Annotated in this window: 15 protein-coding genes and 5 pseudogenes; 11 read left to right on the top strand and 9 right to left on the bottom strand. The window is 69.1% G+C overall.

Annotated features, from left to right (window positions below; genetic code table 11):
• Window positions 1-8 precede the first annotated feature (8 nt).
• The gene (locus tag AB0B58_RS36620) at window positions 9-551 is read left to right on the top strand and encodes an Ig-like domain-containing protein (RefSeq protein ID WP_360233881.1); all 543 of its coding nucleotides are present in this window, start codon (window positions 9-11) and stop codon (window positions 549-551) included.
• A 493-nt stretch (window positions 552-1,044) separates the two neighbouring features.
• Here the strand turns inward: AB0B58_RS36620 and AB0B58_RS36625 are convergent, their stop codons facing one another.
• Both AB0B58_RS36625 and AB0B58_RS36630 read right to left on the bottom strand, forming a co-directional pair.
• Entirely contained in the window at window positions 1,045-2,688 is a 1,644-nt protein-coding gene (locus tag AB0B58_RS36625; RefSeq protein ID WP_360233824.1) for a diguanylate cyclase, read from the bottom strand.
• Between the two features lie 61 nt (window positions 2,689-2,749).
• The gene (locus AB0B58_RS36630) at window positions 2,750-3,355 is read right to left on the bottom strand and encodes a PAS domain-containing protein (RefSeq protein ID WP_360233827.1); all 606 of its coding nucleotides are present in this window, start codon (window positions 3,353-3,355) and stop codon (window positions 2,750-2,752) included.
• Between the two features lie 8 nt (window positions 3,356-3,363).
• Between AB0B58_RS36630 and AB0B58_RS36635 the strand changes: the two genes are divergently transcribed.
• The 3 genes and pseudogenes from AB0B58_RS36635 (at window position 3,364) to AB0B58_RS36645 (ending at window position 4,529) form a co-directional block, all read left to right on the top strand.
• The gene (locus AB0B58_RS36635) at window positions 3,364-3,498 is read left to right on the top strand and encodes a hypothetical protein (RefSeq protein ID WP_360233830.1); all 135 of its coding nucleotides are present in this window, start codon (window positions 3,364-3,366) and stop codon (window positions 3,496-3,498) included.
• 240 nt (window positions 3,499-3,738) lie between these two features.
• A pseudogene (locus AB0B58_RS36640) lies at window positions 3,739-3,852 on the top strand (hypothetical protein); the annotation flags it as partial.
• 44 nt (window positions 3,853-3,896) lie between these two features.
• Window positions 3,897-4,529, top strand: a complete 633-nt coding sequence (locus tag AB0B58_RS36645; protein ID WP_360233833.1) for a tyrosine-type recombinase/integrase — start codon at window positions 3,897-3,899, stop codon at window positions 4,527-4,529.
• A gap of 42 nt (window positions 4,530-4,571) precedes the next feature.
• Here AB0B58_RS36645 and AB0B58_RS36650 read toward each other — a convergent pair whose 3' ends face one another.
• Window positions 4,572-5,372 carry a hypothetical protein gene (locus tag AB0B58_RS36650; RefSeq protein WP_360233836.1) on the bottom strand — a complete coding sequence of 267 codons (801 nt, stop codon included), beginning with the start codon at window positions 5,370-5,372 and terminating at the stop codon, window positions 4,572-4,574.
• Window positions 5,373-5,688: 316 nt separating this feature from the next.
• Window positions 5,689-6,546: a chitosanase gene (locus AB0B58_RS36655; protein WP_360233839.1), complete on the bottom strand. Its 858-nt coding sequence runs from the start codon at window positions 6,544-6,546 to the stop codon at window positions 5,689-5,691.
• A gap of 306 nt (window positions 6,547-6,852) precedes the next feature.
• Here AB0B58_RS36655 and AB0B58_RS36660 point away from each other — a divergent pair, with 306 nt between their 5' ends.
• The 6 genes from AB0B58_RS36660 to AB0B58_RS36685 are packed head-to-tail and all read left to right on the top strand — an operon-like array spanning window position 6,853 to window position 13,469.
• The gene (locus AB0B58_RS36660; protein WP_360233842.1) at window positions 6,853-7,995 is read left to right on the top strand and encodes an ROK family transcriptional regulator; all 1,143 of its coding nucleotides are present in this window, start codon (window positions 6,853-6,855) and stop codon (window positions 7,993-7,995) included.
• A 36-nt stretch (window positions 7,996-8,031) separates the two neighbouring features.
• Entirely contained in the window at window positions 8,032-9,348 is a 1,317-nt protein-coding gene (locus AB0B58_RS36665; RefSeq protein WP_360233845.1) for an ABC transporter substrate-binding protein, read from the top strand.
• Between the two features lie 2 nt (window positions 9,349-9,350).
• Window positions 9,351-10,292, top strand: a complete 942-nt coding sequence (locus AB0B58_RS36670) for a sugar ABC transporter permease (protein WP_360233848.1) — start codon at window positions 9,351-9,353, stop codon at window positions 10,290-10,292.
• Window positions 10,289-11,176 carry a carbohydrate ABC transporter permease gene (locus AB0B58_RS36675; protein ID WP_360233851.1) on the top strand — a complete coding sequence of 296 codons (888 nt, stop codon included), beginning with the start codon at window positions 10,289-10,291 and terminating at the stop codon, window positions 11,174-11,176. Before AB0B58_RS36670 ends, AB0B58_RS36675 begins: the two co-directional genes overlap by 4 nt.
• The gene (locus AB0B58_RS36680; RefSeq protein WP_360233854.1) at window positions 11,173-12,438 is read left to right on the top strand and encodes a 6-phospho-beta-glucosidase; all 1,266 of its coding nucleotides are present in this window, start codon (window positions 11,173-11,175) and stop codon (window positions 12,436-12,438) included. Before AB0B58_RS36675 ends, AB0B58_RS36680 begins: the two co-directional genes overlap by 4 nt.
• The gene (locus tag AB0B58_RS36685) at window positions 12,435-13,469 is read left to right on the top strand and encodes a BadF/BadG/BcrA/BcrD ATPase family protein (protein WP_360233857.1); all 1,035 of its coding nucleotides are present in this window, start codon (window positions 12,435-12,437) and stop codon (window positions 13,467-13,469) included. Before AB0B58_RS36680 ends, AB0B58_RS36685 begins: the two co-directional genes overlap by 4 nt.
• A gap of 47 nt (window positions 13,470-13,516) precedes the next feature.
• Here the strand turns inward: AB0B58_RS36685 and AB0B58_RS36690 are convergent.
• From AB0B58_RS36690 to AB0B58_RS36700, 3 genes and pseudogenes are all read right to left on the bottom strand, one after another.
• Window positions 13,517-13,825 (bottom strand): annotated as a pseudogene (locus tag AB0B58_RS36690) (cellulase family glycosylhydrolase); the annotation flags it as partial.
• A pseudogene (locus AB0B58_RS36695) lies at window positions 13,820-14,164 on the bottom strand (site-specific integrase); the annotation flags it as partial. The pseudogenes AB0B58_RS36695 and AB0B58_RS36690, both read right to left, overlap by 6 nt.
• Entirely contained in the window at window positions 14,161-14,367 is a 207-nt protein-coding gene (locus AB0B58_RS36700; protein WP_360233860.1) for a helix-turn-helix domain-containing protein, read from the bottom strand. The pseudogene AB0B58_RS36695 and the gene AB0B58_RS36700, both read right to left, overlap by 4 nt.
• Window positions 14,368-14,895: 528 nt before the next feature.
• Between AB0B58_RS36700 and AB0B58_RS36705 the strand changes: the two genes are divergently transcribed.
• Window positions 14,896-15,495: an Imm5 family immunity protein gene (locus AB0B58_RS36705; RefSeq protein ID WP_360233863.1), complete on the top strand. Its 600-nt coding sequence runs from the start codon at window positions 14,896-14,898 to the stop codon at window positions 15,493-15,495.
• Window positions 15,496-15,652: 157 nt separating this feature from the next.
• On the opposite strand, the pseudogene AB0B58_RS36710 reads toward AB0B58_RS36705, so the two are convergent.
• Window positions 15,653-15,799 (bottom strand): annotated as a pseudogene (locus tag AB0B58_RS36710) (IS481 family transposase); the annotation flags it as partial.
• A gap of 1,052 nt (window positions 15,800-16,851) precedes the next feature.
• Window positions 16,852-17,685 (bottom strand): annotated as a pseudogene (locus tag AB0B58_RS36715) (acyl-CoA desaturase); the annotation flags it as partial.

The raw sequence follows: 17,685 nt of genomic DNA on the forward strand, positions 1-17,685 counted from the left end.
AGGCGGCCGTGGCGATCTCGATCTACCCGGTGGCGAACCCCGTCGTCGCCGCCGCACTCACGGGGCAACCAGTCACGATCGACGTCACCGCGAACGACTTCGGTGACGCGATCCGCCCCATCGTCATCACCCCACCGGCGAACGGCACCGTCACCGGTTCGACCGCCACGCAGGTACGGGCCATCCTCGGCGCAACCGGTGACCTCGGCCCGCAGCAGCCACTGATCTACACACCAGGACCCCACTTCGTCGGACTCGACACCTTCAGATACATGAGCTGCGCAACCGAAGCCCGACGCCTGTGCGACGAAGTAGCCGTCCTCGTCCACGTCGGTCCAGATGAACCGACCACGCCCACCCCTCCCGAGCAGCCCGAACCATCGATGCCGGGGGCCGCCGGTCCCGACGGCCTGCCGGTCACCGGGCCCAGAGTCGCGGCACCACTGATAGCCGGCGCGCTACTGCTACTCATCGGCAGCGCCACCTGCCTCATCGACACGGCGATCCGCCGACGAAACCTCCACCGAACACGGACAACCGGATCTTCGTAATCGGCATAGGTGACCCCGCCCCGGACACCTCCCGGGCTACTCGGAGCGGGCACTCGAGCAGGCGCACATCTTCGGCACGCTCCCCCCGCGGCGTCGACACCGCGGCGATCGTGGAGCGGGCGATGCCGGCCTAACCCTTCGGCAGAAGTGCGCACCTTGGTCTTGGGCACTAGGTCTGCCTTGATGGCGGAGCGTCACTGGACTACTGGTTGACCGTCGAGCCCAGCGGGGCGTGTTGATCGCGGCGACAGCTACGACTGTCCGACAACTTTCGCTGTCCGTCACAGGCCCTGCGAGCTGCTCCAACGCCCACACCAACCCGAGTTGTCGCACACGTGTTCGACGATCGGTAGCCGTGCCTCCTGCCAGCTGCCTTTGATCGATCCGCCCGGCAGCGGATCGGCTTCGGCTCATATCGGGTTGTGCTGATTCTTGGGTCCGTTCGGTGGCCAGACCGCGGTGCTGAGCACCGCGGTGTTGGCCTTCGTCGGCGTCAGGCTGGGTCGGTCACGACCCGGTTGCGGCCGCTGCGCTTCGCGGCGTAGAGGTTGCGATCCGCCTGGGCAAGTAGCGCGGACGGTGTGGCGGCTCCGGCCGCGACGGCGGTGACACCGATGCTTGCGGTCACCGGAAGTTCGCCGGTGACCGGCTGCCACAGGTGGTTCGCGACGGCCATGCGCACCCGTTCGCAGTGGCGCACCGCCTCGTCGAGGCGGGTGTCGGGCAGGATCAGGACGAACTCCTCACCACCGAGCCGGGCCACGACCGACGAAGGGGTGGCGGTGGTAGCGAGGATGTCGGCGACCTGGCGCAGCACGGCGTCACCGACGGCATGCGACAGGGTGTCGTTGACGCGCTTGAAGTAGTCGAGATCGATCAGCGCCGCCGACAAGGGGGTACCGCGCTCGGCCGACTGGTCCAGCAGGAGCTTCAGCTGCTCGTCGACGAAGCGGCGGTTGTGTAGACCGGTCAGCGGGTCACGCTGAGCCATCTCCCGGAACCGCACGCTCTCCTGGCGCGCCTCGTCCGCTTCGAACACGGCCTGCAGGGTGCGGGCCCGCGCCTCCCGCTGGGCGGACAGCAGCGCCTGCGTCTCGGCGTGGAAGATCTCGTACTCCTCGTACGCCTCCTGGAAGCGTCCCGCCACCGCGAACAGCCTCGCCTGCTCCTCGCGCACCCGGGCCCGCACGGACGGGAGCTCACTCTCGTCGCACACCACGACCGCCCGGTCCAGACTGGCCTGGGCTTCCGCCACGGCACCGCGCAGCCGCTGCGCCTCGGCCACGGTGACCAGGGACTCGGCCAGGGTGTGCTCGTCGACGGACCGCTGCGTGCCCTCCAGGATCGGGCGCAGGGCTTCCTCGACCTCGGCGTACCGGCCCCACATCAGCTCGATGCGAGCGATCGTGTCGAGGTAGGGCAGGCTGATCGCGATGCCGTGCCGGGCCACGAAGGCACGCATCTCCTCGATGCGCCGCCGGGCCTCCTCGCGATCGCCGGTCTTGTACGCGGTGTAGGCCTGGTTGTTGAGCAGCCGCAGGGACATTTCGAGATCGCCGATGGCCGTCGCGACGTCGAACGCCTCGCGGTAGCGGCGGTAGGCCTCCTCCAGCGAGCCGCTCTCGCACAGCGTCACCGCGAGATGGCACAGGTGCCTCGCCCGGATGCCGGCGGGGACGTCGTCGCCCGTGTACGCCAGGCACTCCACGGCGTGCGCAAGCGCGTCCGGCGCGTCCCCCAGGTGACGGCGGAAGCTGGACACCGCGAGGTGGCTGCGGGCCAGCACGTAGCCGTGCCGGTGCTCGGTGGCCCACTCCTTCGCCTCCTGGGCGATGCGGCCCGAGGTCGTGATGTCCCCGCGCATGATGAGCGTCGCGGCGCGCACCAGCCGCGCCCGCATTTGCAGGTCGCGGCGGCCGACGTCGGCCGCCAACCGCTCCGCGTGTTCGGCGGACTCCTCGATGGCCCGGAAGTCGTCCAGCGAGTCGGTCTCCATCGCCTCCAGCGCGGCCGCCAGCCGCACCTCGGCATCCGGGGCCGAGGCGGACAGCCCGTCAAGGATGCCGGCAAGGCTGACAACCGGATCAGTTCGATCAGCACACTCTTCAGTCACCATCGTCTGCAGAGCTACGCTCATGACCACCGCATTTCCCTCGTGTCCCGCTCCTGGCCACCTCACGCTAGGGTGGGTCGGTTGCCTATCCGGGCAGGGCGGGTTGCCGGCCAGGTGCGGACGAAAGCGGGCCGTCGCCGCCTGCGCGGTGCCCGACTGATCGACCGTGTGCGGCCGAGCCTCCCACCCCGAGATTGCCGCCAAACCGCTCAGCGGAACGGCCGATACCGGATATATTCGGGTGATCCGCACCTCGGGGGACCTGCATGACCAGCGCCGTCGATCGACCCCGGATCCTGCTGGTCGACGACGAGCCGAACCTCCTCGACGGGCCGCCGTCGCCGCAGAACTGGACCATCGAGTGGATCGGCTCGCCCCGCAACTCGTCCTCGGACCAGCCGAGCATGCTCGCCGCGGCTCGGTTCATCGAGATCAGCGTGCCGCGTGCGTCGACCGTGTAGAGCCCCTCGGCCATGTTGTCCATGACGACCGACCGGAATTCCTCGGCCTCGGCGCGGGCGGTGATGTCCATGATCACCACGCCGACCCCGACGGTCTCCCCGTTGGTGCGCACCGGGTAGTAGCTGGCCAGCCACCGGCCCGTGCGGCCGGGCTGGGCCGGGCAGGGGCCGGTGACCTCCCGGTTCAGCAGCGGCTTGCCGCTGTCCAGCACCTGGCGGTAGTGCGGCACGATGATCGGTGCGAGGTACGGTTGCCTTCCTGGACCGTGCGGCCGAGCTGGTCGCCGACCGGGCCGCCGTGCGTGGCGGCGAGCGTGTCGTTCATCCGTACGTAGCGCAGGTCGCGATCGACGAAGGCCTGAGCGACCGGTGAGGCCGACGCACCCTGACTCTCACAGCCGGGGAGCGTCGCAGACCCTCCCGGATTCGACAACGGGAGCATTGGCTCACAGAGCTGCACGAGCGGTTTCGGCTTCCCTGCCCGCGGGCAATCCGACAAACTCACATCGGTATCGGACATCGCCCGCACCTCGGCTCCAGAAACGGCTCCGCGAACCGCCCGGAAACGACCCGCTACAACTACCTGCTCGCCGTCGCCCAGCTGGCCCGGTACCTGCGCTCCGACGACAGCGAATACCAGGGCTCCGGCGCGGCGCTCGATCCGACCGCGGAGAAGAAACGGCACATCGAGGCATTCCAGTCCTGGATGATCGAGACCCGCTCCGCGTCCACGGCGCTGAACAAGCACAAAGGGCTGCAGCAGTTCTGCAAATGGCTCGTCGGCGAAGGCGAGATGGACACCTTGCCCATGGATCGGGTGCCGCAGCCGAAGACGGAGAAGAACTCATCCCCGTCATGCGGGACGAGGACACCAAGAAGCTGCTCGACTTCGTCCGTGCGAAGAAGGACTTCTCCGCTATCCGTGACGAGGCCCTGATCCGGCTCTACTACAACACCGGGGCCCGCCTTTCGGAGATCGGCAACCTGTTGTTGACCGACGTCGACATGAACACCCAATCGGTGCACCTGCACGGCAAGGGTGCCAAGGACCGCAGGGTGCGGTTCGGCGCGAAGACCGCGCGGGCGATGAGCCATGTCCACGCGCACCGGTGGCGGCACAACTTCGCCCACGAATGGCACAAGGCCGGCGGTGACACCGGCGACCTGATGCTGCTGCTCGGCTGGTCGTCGGAGGACATGCCGCGGCACTACGGTGCCAGCGCCGCCGCGGAGCGGGCGCAGGAACTGCAGACCAGCTCGGCATCGGCGAGAACGTCTGACGCGATGTGGCCCGGGCCGGCTGAGGCTCAGCCGGCCCGGGCCGGGATCACCGTCTGGTGCGATCGGCAAGGGATCGAGCTATCGCGTGACCAGGAACAGGGCCATGGGCAGGTGTGCGCATGAGGCAAGCGGGGTTCGTCCGGGTTGTGGGGAATCCGAAGGACATCAGGTTGTGTAAGCGCGCAGGTTGCGCTGCAGCAGATACGTGTTGTGCAGCTGTCCCGGGTCGCCGAGCGAGCGGTAGATGCCCCACTTCGGACGCAGCCGGTCACCGAGCCAAAGGTCGATGCCGTCGCGGGTGGCATCGGCGAGGGTCCGGCCACCCTCGCGGCAGATGAAGCGGGCGCTGCCCTCGTCGCCGACGGTGAACGTCATGTCGATGGTGGCCCAGCGGTTCCAGATCTGCTCTAGCGGTACGTTGCCCAGTTCGCCGCCGGAGGCGAACGGCCGCCAGGTGAGGTACTCCGCATCGTCGTCGCGGCGCAGCCCGATGGTGGCGAGCGGGGCGCTGCCGTTACCCGGCCGCTTGAGCTGGAAGATGTGGGTGAAGGTGCGGGTGCCGCGCAGGGTGTTCGGGATGAACAGGTCGTAGGTGATCCGCCAGGTCTCGCCGTTGCCCAACGACAGGATCCTTCCATCGGCGCGCATGCCCTTGACCTCGTTGCGCTGCCGGTCGTCGCCGTCGCGGTCCCGGGTGTGCATGTCGAAGCGGTAGGCGTCGCCTTGCACGTAGATGTGTCTGGTGCCGGGGTGAGATTGGCTGCGGTCGTCCTCCACCCCCTCGAACGCCGAGAGGCCTTCGCGGCGCGGATCGGGGCTCCATACCAGTTTCGTAGGCGTGGCCGCCGTGGTGCCGGCGTGGGCCGGCCTGCGGGTGAGCAGGACGGGTCCTGCGACGGCGGCCGCCGCGAGAGATCCGAGGACAGCCCGTCGGGTGTGACCGCGGGGCGCGGTGGAATCGATCACGGTCTTCTCCTTTCGGTCGATGCGGCGCACCCGTGGCGGTGCGGGCCCCGCCTGGGTGCGCCGGCCAGGTTGGCGAGAGGTCTTGCGATTGGCCCGTGAGGGAGGGGCGCGACGCCCATCGATGTGGCGTACGCGCTGGGTGACGGCGGCCGCTGCCGGCATTGCCGCATCCGGGTGCCGGGTAGGTTCGATGGCCGGCGGGTGGCCGAGGGCCGCGACGGCTGTCGGTGCAGCCGGCGTGCGCGGGCGCCCGCTGGCCCTGTTCGCACAGCTCAGGGCCGGTGGGCAGGCCCGGTCGAAGGAATGCTTTGTACCGTCAGCCGATGTGGTAGGGGTCGCCGTAGACGGCGAAGTCGAGCGGGGTGTTCAGGTCGAGGTTGCCGTTGCGCAGGAACACCCGCTGGGCGGTCTCGATGCGGCTGACGTCCGAGTGCGCCTCCTCCTTCTTCATCTCGACGACCCGCTCGTCCAGGAAGACGTTGAGCCACCTGGTCTCGTCGCCGCCCCGGGCGGGCGGCTTCGCCCTGCGCAGCGCGCGGCTGCGGATCGACTCCATGCCCTCGTACCCGTGCACGACGGCCGCGTCGTAGTACGCGAACTGGCCGAGCGCGCGCACTCCGTCGGACTTGCCCTTCGCCACGGACGGGTTGAAGTACACCCGGTCGCGCTCGGCCTCCTGGGCGGCGCGGAACGCCGGGTCCTGGGCGGCGCGGCGCCAGTCGCGGGGGTAGTTCGGGTCGAGCCCGGCGTGCGAGTCGGAGCCGTTCACCCTGCGCAGCGCGGGCAGGTACCGGGCCAGGACGTTGGACGGTGTGGTGCGCGTGTACGCCTCGACGAGTTCCAGCATGTCGCCGGTGCCGGAGCAGAAGCCGATGATGCCGGCGGTGTAGCCGCGGCCGTCGTCGATGTCCTCGATGTAGGAGAACTGGGCGCGCCAGTCGAGTGAGGAGTTCTCGGCCGCCGAGACGATCTGCATCGCGACCTCCTTCTTCGCCGGGTCGTCCAGGTTCTTGCGGGCCGGGGCGGCCGCGACAAGGGCCCCGGTACCGGCGGGCGGCTGGGTCGCGGCGTCGGCGGGCATGAGGCCGTACACGATGGAGGCGCCGGGGATGAGCAGGCCGGCGGCGAGGTAGGCCGTCGTGCGACGGCGGCGGGGGGTGCCGTGGTTGTTCATGTGAGCTCCTTGGGGGTGGGGGATTACCCGCGCAGGTTCGGCATGAAGAGGGACTGAGGGCTGCCGCTGGGCGGTGACGGCGACGCTACAACAGTTAAGTAGGTTTATCAATGATTGGCAAAGTGTTTAATTAATCGACGCCGGTTGGTACTCTGCCGCGCGGTTTGCACCGATTCGTTCATCGATCGAGACCTTGACAGCCCTGTCGACCCGGCCTATCGTCCGAGCTAATTGTTAGTTAGTTTGCCAATTAGTCCGGGGGCTCTTGTGCCGCGTCTTGCCGGTTCGTCGAAGCTGCTGCGTGCCATGAACGAGAGCGCGGCACTGGCCCACCTGCTCGAATCCGGCACCCTGACCCGCGCCGATCTGCGCAGGCTGACGCGGCTCAGCACACCGACCATCTCCGAGGCGCTGCGGCGGCTCACCGAGTCGGGGCTGGTCACCGTGGTCGGGCACAACAGCGGGCGGCCCGGCCCCAACGCCGAGCTGTACGCGGCCAACCCGGACGCGGCGTATGCGGCGGCGGTGTCGGTGCGTGACATCGGCCCCACCGACGCACCGTCCGTGGTGGCCGCCCTTTGTAATCTCACGGGCGCGATCCGCTCCCGCGTCGAGCTGCGGGTCGACTTCCTGCAGACCGATCCGAAGACCGCCGTGCTCGACGCGGTGGCCGTGCTACGCCGCGACAGCGGCGTGCTGGCCGACCGCATCCGGCACGTCCAGCTCGGCGTCGCCGGCTCGTACGACGTCCAGACCCAGACCATCCGGCACGTGGACGTGCCCGGCCTCGGGCGTACCGGCCTGGTGCCGGAGATCGCCGCGGCGCTGGACACCAGCATCGGAGTCGACAACGACGTCAACCTCGCCGCGGTCGCCGAACGCCGCCGCGGCGTGGCCCGCGACGCCGACGGCTTCGCCCTGCTCTGGCTCGGCCTCGAGGGCCTCGGCCTGGCCATCGACACCGGCGGGACACTGCTGCGCGGCGCCCGCGGCGGCGCGGGCGAGATCGGCTACATGCCCCTGTACGCCCCCGACTCCACCCACCGCAAGGTCGACCTGCAGGACCTGGTCGGCGGCGCGGCCGTGCTCGCCCTGGCCCAGGATCACGGCGTACCCGGACGTACCTCGCCCGAGGCGGTCCGCGCCGCGGCCGCGGACCCGCGGGCCGCGGGCGAGTTCCTGGCCCAGCTCGCCGACCGCATCGCGGTCGGCCTGGCCGCGGTGATCGCAGTGCTCGACCCGAGCCTCGTGGTGCTCGCCGGCCCGGTCGCGCAGGCCGGCGGGCGCACCCTGCTGTCCGCCGTCGAGAGCGCCCTCCACCGGGCCGCACCGCTGGAGAGCGCCGTCGCGGTCACCGCCATCGACGACGACGCGGTGCTGCTCGGCGCGCTCGACGCCGGCCTCACCGCGGTCCGCGAAGCCCTCATCGCGTCCATCCGCGACAACTGATCACCAACCCCTTACAGATCCCCGAGAGGACCCCTCATGAACACCCGGATACCGCGCGCCCTCTTCGCGCTGGGAACCGCCGGCGTACTGACCGTCGGGTGCACCCCCGCAGCCCAGGAAACCAAGATCGCCGAACCGGGCGCGGAGGTGTCCGGCACGGTCGAACTGTGGCACTTCTTCACCGAACGGGAGGCCGCCGCGATCGACACGGTGGTCAAGGAGTTCGAGACCACCCACCCGAAGGTCAAAGTGACGATCAAGTCCGGCCAGGACGACTCCAAGGTCACCCAGGCCATCGGCGCGGGCAACGGCCCCGACATCGGCCTTTCGTACTCCACCGACATCGTCGGCAAATTCTGCTCCTCCGGGGCCTGGGTCGACCTCACCCCGTACCTGACCCGGGACAAGGTGGACCTGTCCGGCCTCAACCCCACCACCCGGCAGTACACCGAGTACGGCGGCAAGCGGTGCGCGATGCCGTTCCTCGCCGACGCCTACGGGATGTTCTACAACAAGGAGCTGTTCGCGAAGGCGGGCATCGCCGGGCCACCGAAGACCCTGGACGAGCTCGCCGCCGCCGCCAAGAAGCTGACCGTACGCAACCCCGACGGCTCCCTGAAGCGGGTCGGTTTCCTGCCGCTGTTCGACTTCTACGAGAACGCCCCGAGCCATCTCGCCCCGGCCGTCGGCGCAACGTGGCTCACCGCCGACGGCAAGTCGGCCATCGGCGCCGACCCGGCCTGGAAGACGCTGCTGACCTGGCAGAAGAGCCTCGTCGACTGGTACGGCTACGAGAACCTGCAGAAGTTCCGGGCCGGGCTGGGTGACGAGTTCAGCGCGGACAACGCGTTCCAGAAGGGCCAGGTGGCGATCAACGTCGACGCCGAGTACCGGCTCGCGTTCCTCGCCGACCAGGCGCCCGAGCTCAGCTACGGGGTGGCCCCGCTGCCCACCACCGACCCGGCCCGCTACGGCGGCGGCTACGTCACCGGCAACATCGTCGGCATCTCGAAGAACGCCAAGAACCCCGAGGCGGCCTGGGCACTGATCAAGTACCTGACCACCGACGACAACACGATCGTCAAGCTGGCCAACGCGCTGCGCAACCTGCCCACCACGACCGCGGCGACGGCCGACCCGGCGCTGAAGGTGGACCCGGCGTTCAAGACGTTCCTGGACATCTTCGCCAACCCGAACTCCTCCACCACCCCGCCGTCACAGTCCGGGCCGGCGTACCAGGAGACCTTCCAGACGTTCCTCACCGGCTGGCAGGCGGGCAAGGTCTCCGACCTTGACGCCGGGCTGGCCGAGGCCGACAAGCAGGTCAACAGCGTCATGACCCTGGGCGGCTGACGATGAGCGCCCAGCCCCTGGCGATCCGGATCCGGCGGCACGCCACCACGCTGTCGTTCCTGGCCCCGGCCCTGATCGGCATCGTGGTGTTCTTCGGCTACCCGCTGGTGTCCGCGGTGTACTTCTCCTTCACGAAGTTCGACCTGCTGTCCACGCCGCAGTGGGTGGGGCTGGCGAACTACCGGCGGATGGCCGACGACCCGTTCCTGCTCCAGTCCGTGCGCAACACACTGTGGATGGTGGCGGTGTTCGTCCCCGTCCGTATCGTCAGCGCGATCGGCCTGGCGGTGCTGCTCACCCAGCTCAAGCGCGGCGCCGGCTTCTTCCGGACGATCTTCTTCTTGCCCTCGCTGGCCCCGCCCGTGGCCGCCACCATCGCGTTCGTCTACCTGCTCAAGCCCGGCACCGGGCCGGTGAACACCGCGCTGGCACACCTGGGCATCGACGGGCCGCTGTGGTTCAGCTCGCCGGAATGGGCCAAGCCGTCGCTGGTGCTGCTCGGTCTCTGGGGCATCGGCGACCTGATGGTCATCTTCCTGGCCGGAGTGCTCGGCGTGCCCACCAGCCTGTACGAGGCCGCCGCGCTGGACGGCGCGAACGCCTGGCACCGCTTCCGGTACGTGACCCTGCCGACGATCCGCCCGGTGATCCTGTTCGCCGCGGTGACCGGCGTCATCTACACGCTGCAGTACTTCGACCAGGCCGCGGTGGCGGGCTCGATCGCCAGCGGGCAGGCCACCACGGGCGGCGGCATCTCCCAGTCTTTCGGCTTCCCGGAAGGGTCCACGTTCACCTACCCGCTGTGGCTGTACACGGTCGGGTTCCGTTACCACGCGCTCGGCTACGCCAACGCCCTGGCCGTGGCGCTGTTCGCGGTGGCGTTCGCGGTCACCGTGATCCTGCTGCGCCGCGCCAAGGCGTTCTCCGGGGAGGAGACATCGTGACCGCCGTACTCGAAACGCCGCCCACGGTGGTGCCATCGCCGCCCGCCGCGCGGCGGGCCCGGCGGCAGAACCGGCTGGCCTGGATCGGCCGGCACAGCATCGCCATCGCCCTGGCCGTCATGTTCCTGACCCCGGTGGTCTACCTGGTGCTGATCTCGCTGATGACCAGCGACCAGGCACTGACCAGCGACTACTGGCCCAACTCCTGGCACCCCGAGAACTACGTGCGCGTCTTCGAGGTCACCCCGCTGCCGCGCTACCTGCTCAACACCATGCTGTACGCGCTCACCGCCACCGCGCTCATGCTGCTGTCCAGCGTCCCGGCCGCGTACGCCCTGGCCAAGCTGCGCTTCCGCGGCCGCAACCTGCTCTTCCTGGTCATCATCTGCGTGATGATGCTGCCGCCGCAGGTGGTGACCGTCCCGCTGTACCTGATGTGGGCCCGGAACGGGCTCACCGGCTCGCTGTGGCCGCTGGTCATCCCGACGCTGTTCGGCGACGCCTTCGCCATCTTCCTGCTGCGCCAGTTCCTGCTCACCATTCCGCAGGAGTACCTGGACGCGGCGAAGGTGGACGGCTGCGGCGAATGGCGGACCCTCATCCGGGTCGTGCTGCCGATGGCTCGCCCCGGCATCGCGGCCGCCGGGCTGTTCCAGTTCTTCTACTGCTGGAACGACTACTACGGCCCGCTGCTCTACACCAGCGAGAACGAGCAGGCGTGGACCCTGTCGCTCGGGCTCGCGTCGTTCCACAGTGTCCATCACGTCGACTGGAACCTGGTCATCGCGGCCACCGTGCTGACCATGGCGCCGATCATCGTCGTGTTCTTCTTCGCCCAGCGCGCGTTCGTGCAGGGTGTCACGCTCACGGGAGTCAAAGGATGAGGATCGCTGTCGTCGGCGGCGCATCGACGTACACGCCCGAGCTGGTTGACGGGTTCGCCCGGCTGCGCGACAGCGGGCTGCGGGTCGACGAGCTCGTGCTCATCGACCCCGCCGCGGAACGGTTGGAGATCGTCGCAGGGTTCGCGGCGCGCATCCTCGCCGCGTACGGCCACCCCGGCCGGGTCACCTGGACGACCGACCTGGACGCCGGGGTCACCGACGCCGACGCGGTGCTCATCCAGCTGCGGGTGGGCGGTCAGGCGGCCCGGATCAGCGACGAGACGTTCCCGCTCGACTGCGGCTGCGTCGGGCAGGAGACCACGGGGGCGGGTGGGCTCGCCAAGGCTCTGCGTACAGTGCCGGTCGTCCTCGACGTCGCCGCGCGGATCCGGGAGCGGGCCCGCCCGGGCGCGTGGATCGTCGACTTCACCAACCCGGTCGGCATCGTCACCCGGGCGCTGCTCGACGCGGGCCACCGCGCCGTCGGGCTGTGCAACGTGGCGATCGGCTTCCAGCGTCGCTTTGCCGGATACCTCGGTGTCGACCCGGCCGCGGTGGTGCTCGACCACGTCGGCCTCAACCACCTGACCTGGGAGCGGGCCGCGTACGTGGACGGCGTCGACCGGCTCCCCGAACTCCTCGACGCGCACCGCGCCGAGCTGGCCGCCGAGGTGGAAATCGACGAGCCGGTGCTGGCCGCGCTGGGCTGCGTCCCGTCGTACTACCTCTCCTACTACTACGGCCACGACCGCGTGGTGCGCGCCGCACGCGGCGCATCGACCCGCGGCGCGCGGGTCGCGCAGATCGAGGCGAGGTTGCTGGACATGTACCGCGACCCGGCGCTGACCGCCAAGCCCGCCCTGCTCGGCGAGCGCGGCGGCGCGTACTACTCCGAGGCCGCGGTCGGGCTCATCGCCGCCCTGCACGGCCTGGACCAGGACGGGGTCCACTCGGTCAACGTCCGCAACGACGGCACCCTGCCAAACCTGTCGGCCAACGCGGTCATCGAGGTCTCCGCCCGGGTCGGCACCGGCGGCCCGGCACCGCTGCCGGTCCGGCCGGTCGCGCCCGACCAGGCCGGACTCATCGCCCACGTCTCCGGGTACGAGGAACTGGCGCTGGACGCGGCGCTGCGCGGCGGCCGGCACCGGGTGTACCGCGCCCTGCTCGCGAATCCCCTGGTGGGCCAGCACGACCTAGCCGACCAACTCACCGACAAGCTCCTCGCCGCCGGGGGCGAGCACCTGGCCTGGGCCCGATGACGGCACTGCTGCTCGCCGTCGACGGCGGCAACTCCAAGACGGACGTCGTGCTCGGCACCGCCGACGGGCGGGTGCTCGGCTTCGCCCGCGGCGGCACCTCGTCTCCCCACACGCTCGGCCTGCCCGGCGCCGTGCGGGTCCTCGACTCCCTGATCGCGCAGGCCCGAACCCGGGCCGGAGTGCCCGCCGGTACCCCGGTCGACCTGGCGGGCGTCTACGTGGCCGGGGCAGACCTGCCGATCGAGGTGGACCAGCTGCAGGCCGCGGCCGCCGACCGCGGCTGGGCCCGCCGGTACGTGGTCGACAACGACTGCTTCGCCCTGCTGCGGGCCGGCACCTCCAGCCCGGACGCTGTCGCCGTGGTGTGCGGCGCGGGCAACAACTGCGTGGGACGCTCCGCCGACGGCCGGACCACCCGCTTCCCCTCCCTCGGACCGATCTCCGGCGACTGGGGTGGCGGACACGACCTCGCGGAGCACACCCTGCGGTACGCCGCCCGCGGCGAGGACGGACGGGGCGAGCCGACCGGGCTTACCGACGCCGTCGCCCGGCATTTCGGGCGACGGACGGTGCAGGGCGTCAGCATCGCCCTGCACTTCGGCGAGCTGCCACACAGTGCGGTGTACGAGCTGACCCCGGTGCTGTTCGAGGTCGCCGCCGCGGGCGATCTTGTGGCGCTGCGGCTGGTGCGGCGGCAGGCCGACGAGATCCTCGCCCAGCACCGGGTCGCCGCGGCCCGCCTCGGCCTGACGGACGCGCCACATGCGCTCGTGTTGGGCGGCGGGGTGCTCCGGGCCCGGCACCCCGTGCTGCACCAGCGCATCGTGGCGGGCGCCGCGACTCAGGCACCTCGGGCCGAGGTCGGCGTGGTGACCGACCCCCCGGTCGCCGGTGCCGCACTGTTGGCACTGGACGCCCTGACCGGCGGCCCGACCCCGGAGCGGATCGAGCACGCCGTCCGCGCCGCGGTACGCGACGCCGCGGGCCCGCTCCCGGCGGCGTCCGGGGTCTCCGAGCACGTGCTGCGGTGACCGGATCGGTGGGTGGCCCGGACATCGAACCGGGCCACCCACCGACCTCAGCCGGTCGGGAAGTCGTCGGCGGTGCGGACGCGGTCGCGGACCCAGACGCCGGCGGGCTTGAGGCGGCTCGTGCCCGGGTACGGGCCGGCGCCGCACGTGCCGGCGGTGATGACGGCGCCGGAGCGCAAGTCGTCGCTGTAGTTCCAGTTGGTCCAGCTGATCTTCTTGGTGGCCATCAGGTCCAGGTACGCCTGGGCCCGGGTGAAGTTGTTCGGGCCGTCGCCGGACGCCTGCTGGGTGCCGAACTCGTTGACGAACATCGGGATCCGGTCCGCCGCCCTGGACAGCGCGTCGAGGTAGAGGTCACGTAGTTTCCGGGCGCCGAGGTCCGGCGCGATGTGGGTACGCGACAGCACGGTGTAGTTGCCGACAGTGCTTGCAGCTTTTCCGCTCAGCCCGTAGGCGAGCCAGTCGGCGAGTGCGTCGGCGACGGTGAATCCGGTGTGGGCGATCGATAGCCCGTCTTCGTACTCGCGGATCTTCTTCCGGAGTGCGTTGTTCGCTTCGGTTTTGGTTCTGCCGCTGGCTTTGCGGACGATGCGCTTGCCTGCCGGGGTGTAGCCGACGGTGACTGAGGCGATCCAGCGCTGTCGCGCTTCGTCCCAGTGCAGCCCGCCGTCACCTCTGCTACGGCGTTTGGTCATGCGGCGACTCCTTTCGTGCTCTCCCGTTCCAGTAGGGAGACGTATTCGGTGATGGCCGACGCGGGGACGAGTCGGGTGCGGCCTTGCTTGACGGTCCGCAGGCGGCCGGAGCGGATGAGTTCGTAGATCACGGAGCGGCTGAGGCTCAGTTGCCGCATGGCTTCGGGGATGCGGCATAGGGCCTTCCGCTGGGGTTCGGTCAACGGCATTCCTTCCTGGTTGTGCGGTGGGTCAGGCGGCTTGCAGGGTGCGTGCCACGGCGGAACCGGCTTCGTGGGCCAGCTCGTCGCGGCCGGCTTCGTGTCGCTCGCGGGCCATCGCGGCGGCGTGTTGGCGAGCAGGGCGTCACCGTTGGTGTGCCAGCCGACGCCGGCGAAGGACAGGGTGCCGACGATCAGGGGCGCGGGTACAGCGCGGAATGCCGGCCCCGTATCAGCGGGTCGATGTCGGCAATACGCTCGGCAGCCCTCACGACATCGGCGTCATGACACCGCATTGCTATGACAATGGAGTTGACGCTTCGCTACTATGCCTTCACGCCCGTGCGGCAGGCGCGCGTTCTGCAGCCGGATACGGACGTTCAGGTGAGCAGGCCGAAGTGTGACGACTGCGTCGACTGGTTCTCCGCGAAGTCCAGGCGCGACAACTCCACCATCTCGGTAACCGATCCCACCGGGACAAACATCTTTAGCAATGACCTCTGGTCAGTTGCGCTTCAGGGGAGCTGACGAATGGAATCCTCCGAGATTCTGGAGGTGAGCCGACGGTACGTCGATCGCATCGACGACCGTGGCGAGTTGCCGCAGCCTGTGCGGCGGGAGCTTTTCGAGGAACTACGCGCGTTGAGCAGCGTAGACCTCTGGCCGGGATTCCAGCGTCTCCAGGCGAGCTGTGCGGTCTATTCCTGGCCGTTGTGGCGGGAGGAATTCGGTGAAGACCTCCCATTCGCGACTCCGGTTGAGGGAACGACTTGGCAGTACCCGGAACTGACGTTCACCGAGGACGAGGGCGAATTGGCCGACCTGTTGTCATTCCTGGACGACAATGCCCCGGTCGCTCCACCCAATCGCCCCGATGCCGGAGCCGCCGGATTTGCCTGCCTACACGCGAACACATACGCCCTCGCGGACGACTTCCTGATGCCGCGGGACATGCAGGACACGGATCCGGACGCGGACCCGCAGGCGTGGGAGGCCGCCGTGCTGTCGGCGATGGCTTTCGCGGGCGGATCGTCGCTCGATCCGAATACCGATGAGCACGCCCGCCGCAGGTTCTGGTCCTGGTACCTCCTCGAGGCGACACCGGTGGCGTTCGCAACACCAGAGGACTGACTGCGTGAAACCGCACAGAAGCCGGCCCAGGATGCACGCACCTGGGCCCGCTATCTCGCACGAACCACAACGGTATGGGCCTTAAGCGGTGGCGGACCAGGATCCGATGCACCGTGATCCGCGACGGGATCGGACCAGGACAACCGATGCGGGCCAGCTCGCACAGGACACGGCGGACACCCCACCGCGGATGATGACGCCGCATCTCACAGATCAACGCCTCCACCTTAGGCGGCGTCTGGGCCGGTGACGACCGTGGCCGGCTGGAACGGGTCCGCCAGCCCGGCGAGCCCGTCCTGCTCATACCAGGCACAGTCAGGCGAGGCCTGCATCGTGAATGACGTGCGGGAACGATCACGTCAATGAGCCTGGGGGTCAAAGGGTCGCAGGTTCAAATCCTGTCAGCCCGACTTTGTGAAAGGCCAGCGTAGCTGGCCTTTTTCATTTGTCGATGTTGATGCATCCGGGGGTCTGTGACACATGTTTTTGCCCATACTGGCGTACGGTTTCGTAAAGCCTCTGTCGATCTTGTTGGGTCTTTCGTTCCTTGGTTGGACTTTCGTTTGCGGGCCCCGAGGGTTGGCCTGATCCTCGGAAGTGCAGTTGAGCAGCACGTTCTATGCGGCGGGGGTGTCGGCTGTCGAGGCGAAGCGCCGCCCGGTGGCGACCGCTGGGGCCGATGCTGTGTTTGTGTCTGTTGTGGATGGTCACGACACCTCGGTGACACGAACGCTCGTTCGGTGGTCTTTGCCTGATCTGCCGAGTGCGGGTCTCGGCGGGGGTGTCTTCTCTCGGTTGGGTGCTCGACAGTGTGACCTCCATCGATTGCCCGGCCGCGCCCCGACGTGCCAGCTCGGTAGCCGGTCGGCGCCGAAGTCGTACCGGACACCACCGTGGTCGACTACTACGCGCGGCGGTAGCTCCGTGCCATTGCGATACGGGCAAGCAACGCGGCCGACCCGCCGCCCCGGCACGATGAGATCGTCGACCGGGGCGGCTCGGCTGTGTCGCAGGACTGCTGACGAGCACCCTGTTGGTGCGAGGCCCTTTCGCACGCGGTTCATCCGATCGGGTGGCCGTGCCTCGAATGTCGTACCGGTCCCGTAGGCCTCAGCCGAGATCAGTCATTGAGGATGTTGATGGTTCATTGCAGAAGGATTCGCCGTGGTGGCGTTGGCGGATCGGCTGGTTTCCGCGCTGAGGAAGAGAGCCATCAAGATCACCAAATGAGACGCGGTCCTGGGAGCCGGTGGGCGCCGCGGCGACCAAATCCGTCACCGGTCGCTGCCAGCGGGTGGCGGGCTGTTTGCGGCCGGCGGCCGGTCGGGGAGCCTCCGCGGCGATCTTGGCGGCGCCGCGGTTGGGCAGCGAGAGCCGGAAGACCTTCGCCCAGGCCGAGGCGACCTGCTTCGGCAGCGGGCCGCTGATGTAGTTCAGGTCGTAGCGCTCGAACAGGTCGCGGATCTTCGGCGCGATCTCCTGGTAGCGGTTGCTCGGCAGGTCCGGGAAGAGGTGGTGCTCGATCTGGTGCGACAGGTTGCCGGTCATGATGTGCATGAGGCGGTTGCCGTCGATGTTGGCCGAGCCGATCATCTGCCGCAGGTACCACTCGCCGCGGGTCTCGCCCTCGATCGAGGTGTACTCGAAGGTCTCGACGCCCTTGGGGAAGTGCCCGCACATGATCACCGTGTGGCTCCACAGGTTGCGGATCAGGTTGGCGACGGCGTTGGCGGCGATCGTGGTCAGCCAGGAGCCGGTCAGCGCGGACAAGGCCGGGTGCAGGCCGTAGTCCTTGAGCATCTGCTTGCCGATCTTGCGGCCTACCTGCTTTAGCCGGGCCTTGAACTCCGGTGACCGGCGCCGCTTCTTGCTCTTCAGGTTGCGGACCAGCTCCAGGTCGTACGCGGTGAAGGCGTACTCGAAGACGCAGGCGCTGATGAAGTTCCAGAGCGGCTGTGCGAGGTAGATCGGGCGCCAGCGCTGCTGTTCGTCGAGGCGCATGATGGTAAAGCCGAGGTCGTTGTCCTTGCCGACCACGTTGGTGTAGGTGTGGTGCAGCTCGTTGTGCGCCTGCTTCCACTGCTCGGCCGGCGCCGCGTTGTCCCACTCCCAGGTGGTCGAGTGGATCTTCGGGTCGCGCATCCAGTCCCACTGGCCGTGCATGACGTTGTGCCCGATCTCCATGTTCTC

The sequence above is a fragment of the Actinoplanes sp. NPDC049118 genome (assembly GCF_040648555.1).
Classification (GTDB): Bacteria; Actinomycetota; Actinomycetes; order Mycobacteriales; family Micromonosporaceae; genus Actinoplanes.

Excerpts from the sequence above, each read along its gene's own strand:
- AB0B58_RS36625 (WP_360233824.1), bottom strand. The coding sequence starts at position 2,688 with ATGAGCGTAGCTCTGCAGACGATGGTGACTGAAGAGTGTGCTGATCGA.
- AB0B58_RS36645 (WP_360233833.1), top strand. The coding sequence starts at position 3,897 with ATGGCTCGTCGGCGAAGGCGAGATGGACACCTTGCCCATGGATCGGGT.
- AB0B58_RS36655 (WP_360233839.1), bottom strand. The coding sequence starts at position 6,546 with ATGAACAACCACGGCACCCCCCGCCGCCGTCGCACGACGGCCTACCTC.
- AB0B58_RS36660 (WP_360233842.1), top strand. The coding sequence starts at position 6,853 with ATGAACGAGAGCGCGGCACTGGCCCACCTGCTCGAATCCGGCACCCTG.
- AB0B58_RS36665 (WP_360233845.1), top strand. The coding sequence starts at position 8,032 with ATGAACACCCGGATACCGCGCGCCCTCTTCGCGCTGGGAACCGCCGGC.
- AB0B58_RS36670 (WP_360233848.1), top strand. The coding sequence starts at position 9,351 with ATGAGCGCCCAGCCCCTGGCGATCCGGATCCGGCGGCACGCCACCACG.
- AB0B58_RS36680 (WP_360233854.1), top strand. The coding sequence starts at position 11,173 with ATGAGGATCGCTGTCGTCGGCGGCGCATCGACGTACACGCCCGAGCTG.
- AB0B58_RS36685 (WP_360233857.1), top strand. The coding sequence starts at position 12,435 with ATGACGGCACTGCTGCTCGCCGTCGACGGCGGCAACTCCAAGACGGAC.
- AB0B58_RS36705 (WP_360233863.1), top strand. The coding sequence starts at position 14,896 with ATGGAATCCTCCGAGATTCTGGAGGTGAGCCGACGGTACGTCGATCGC.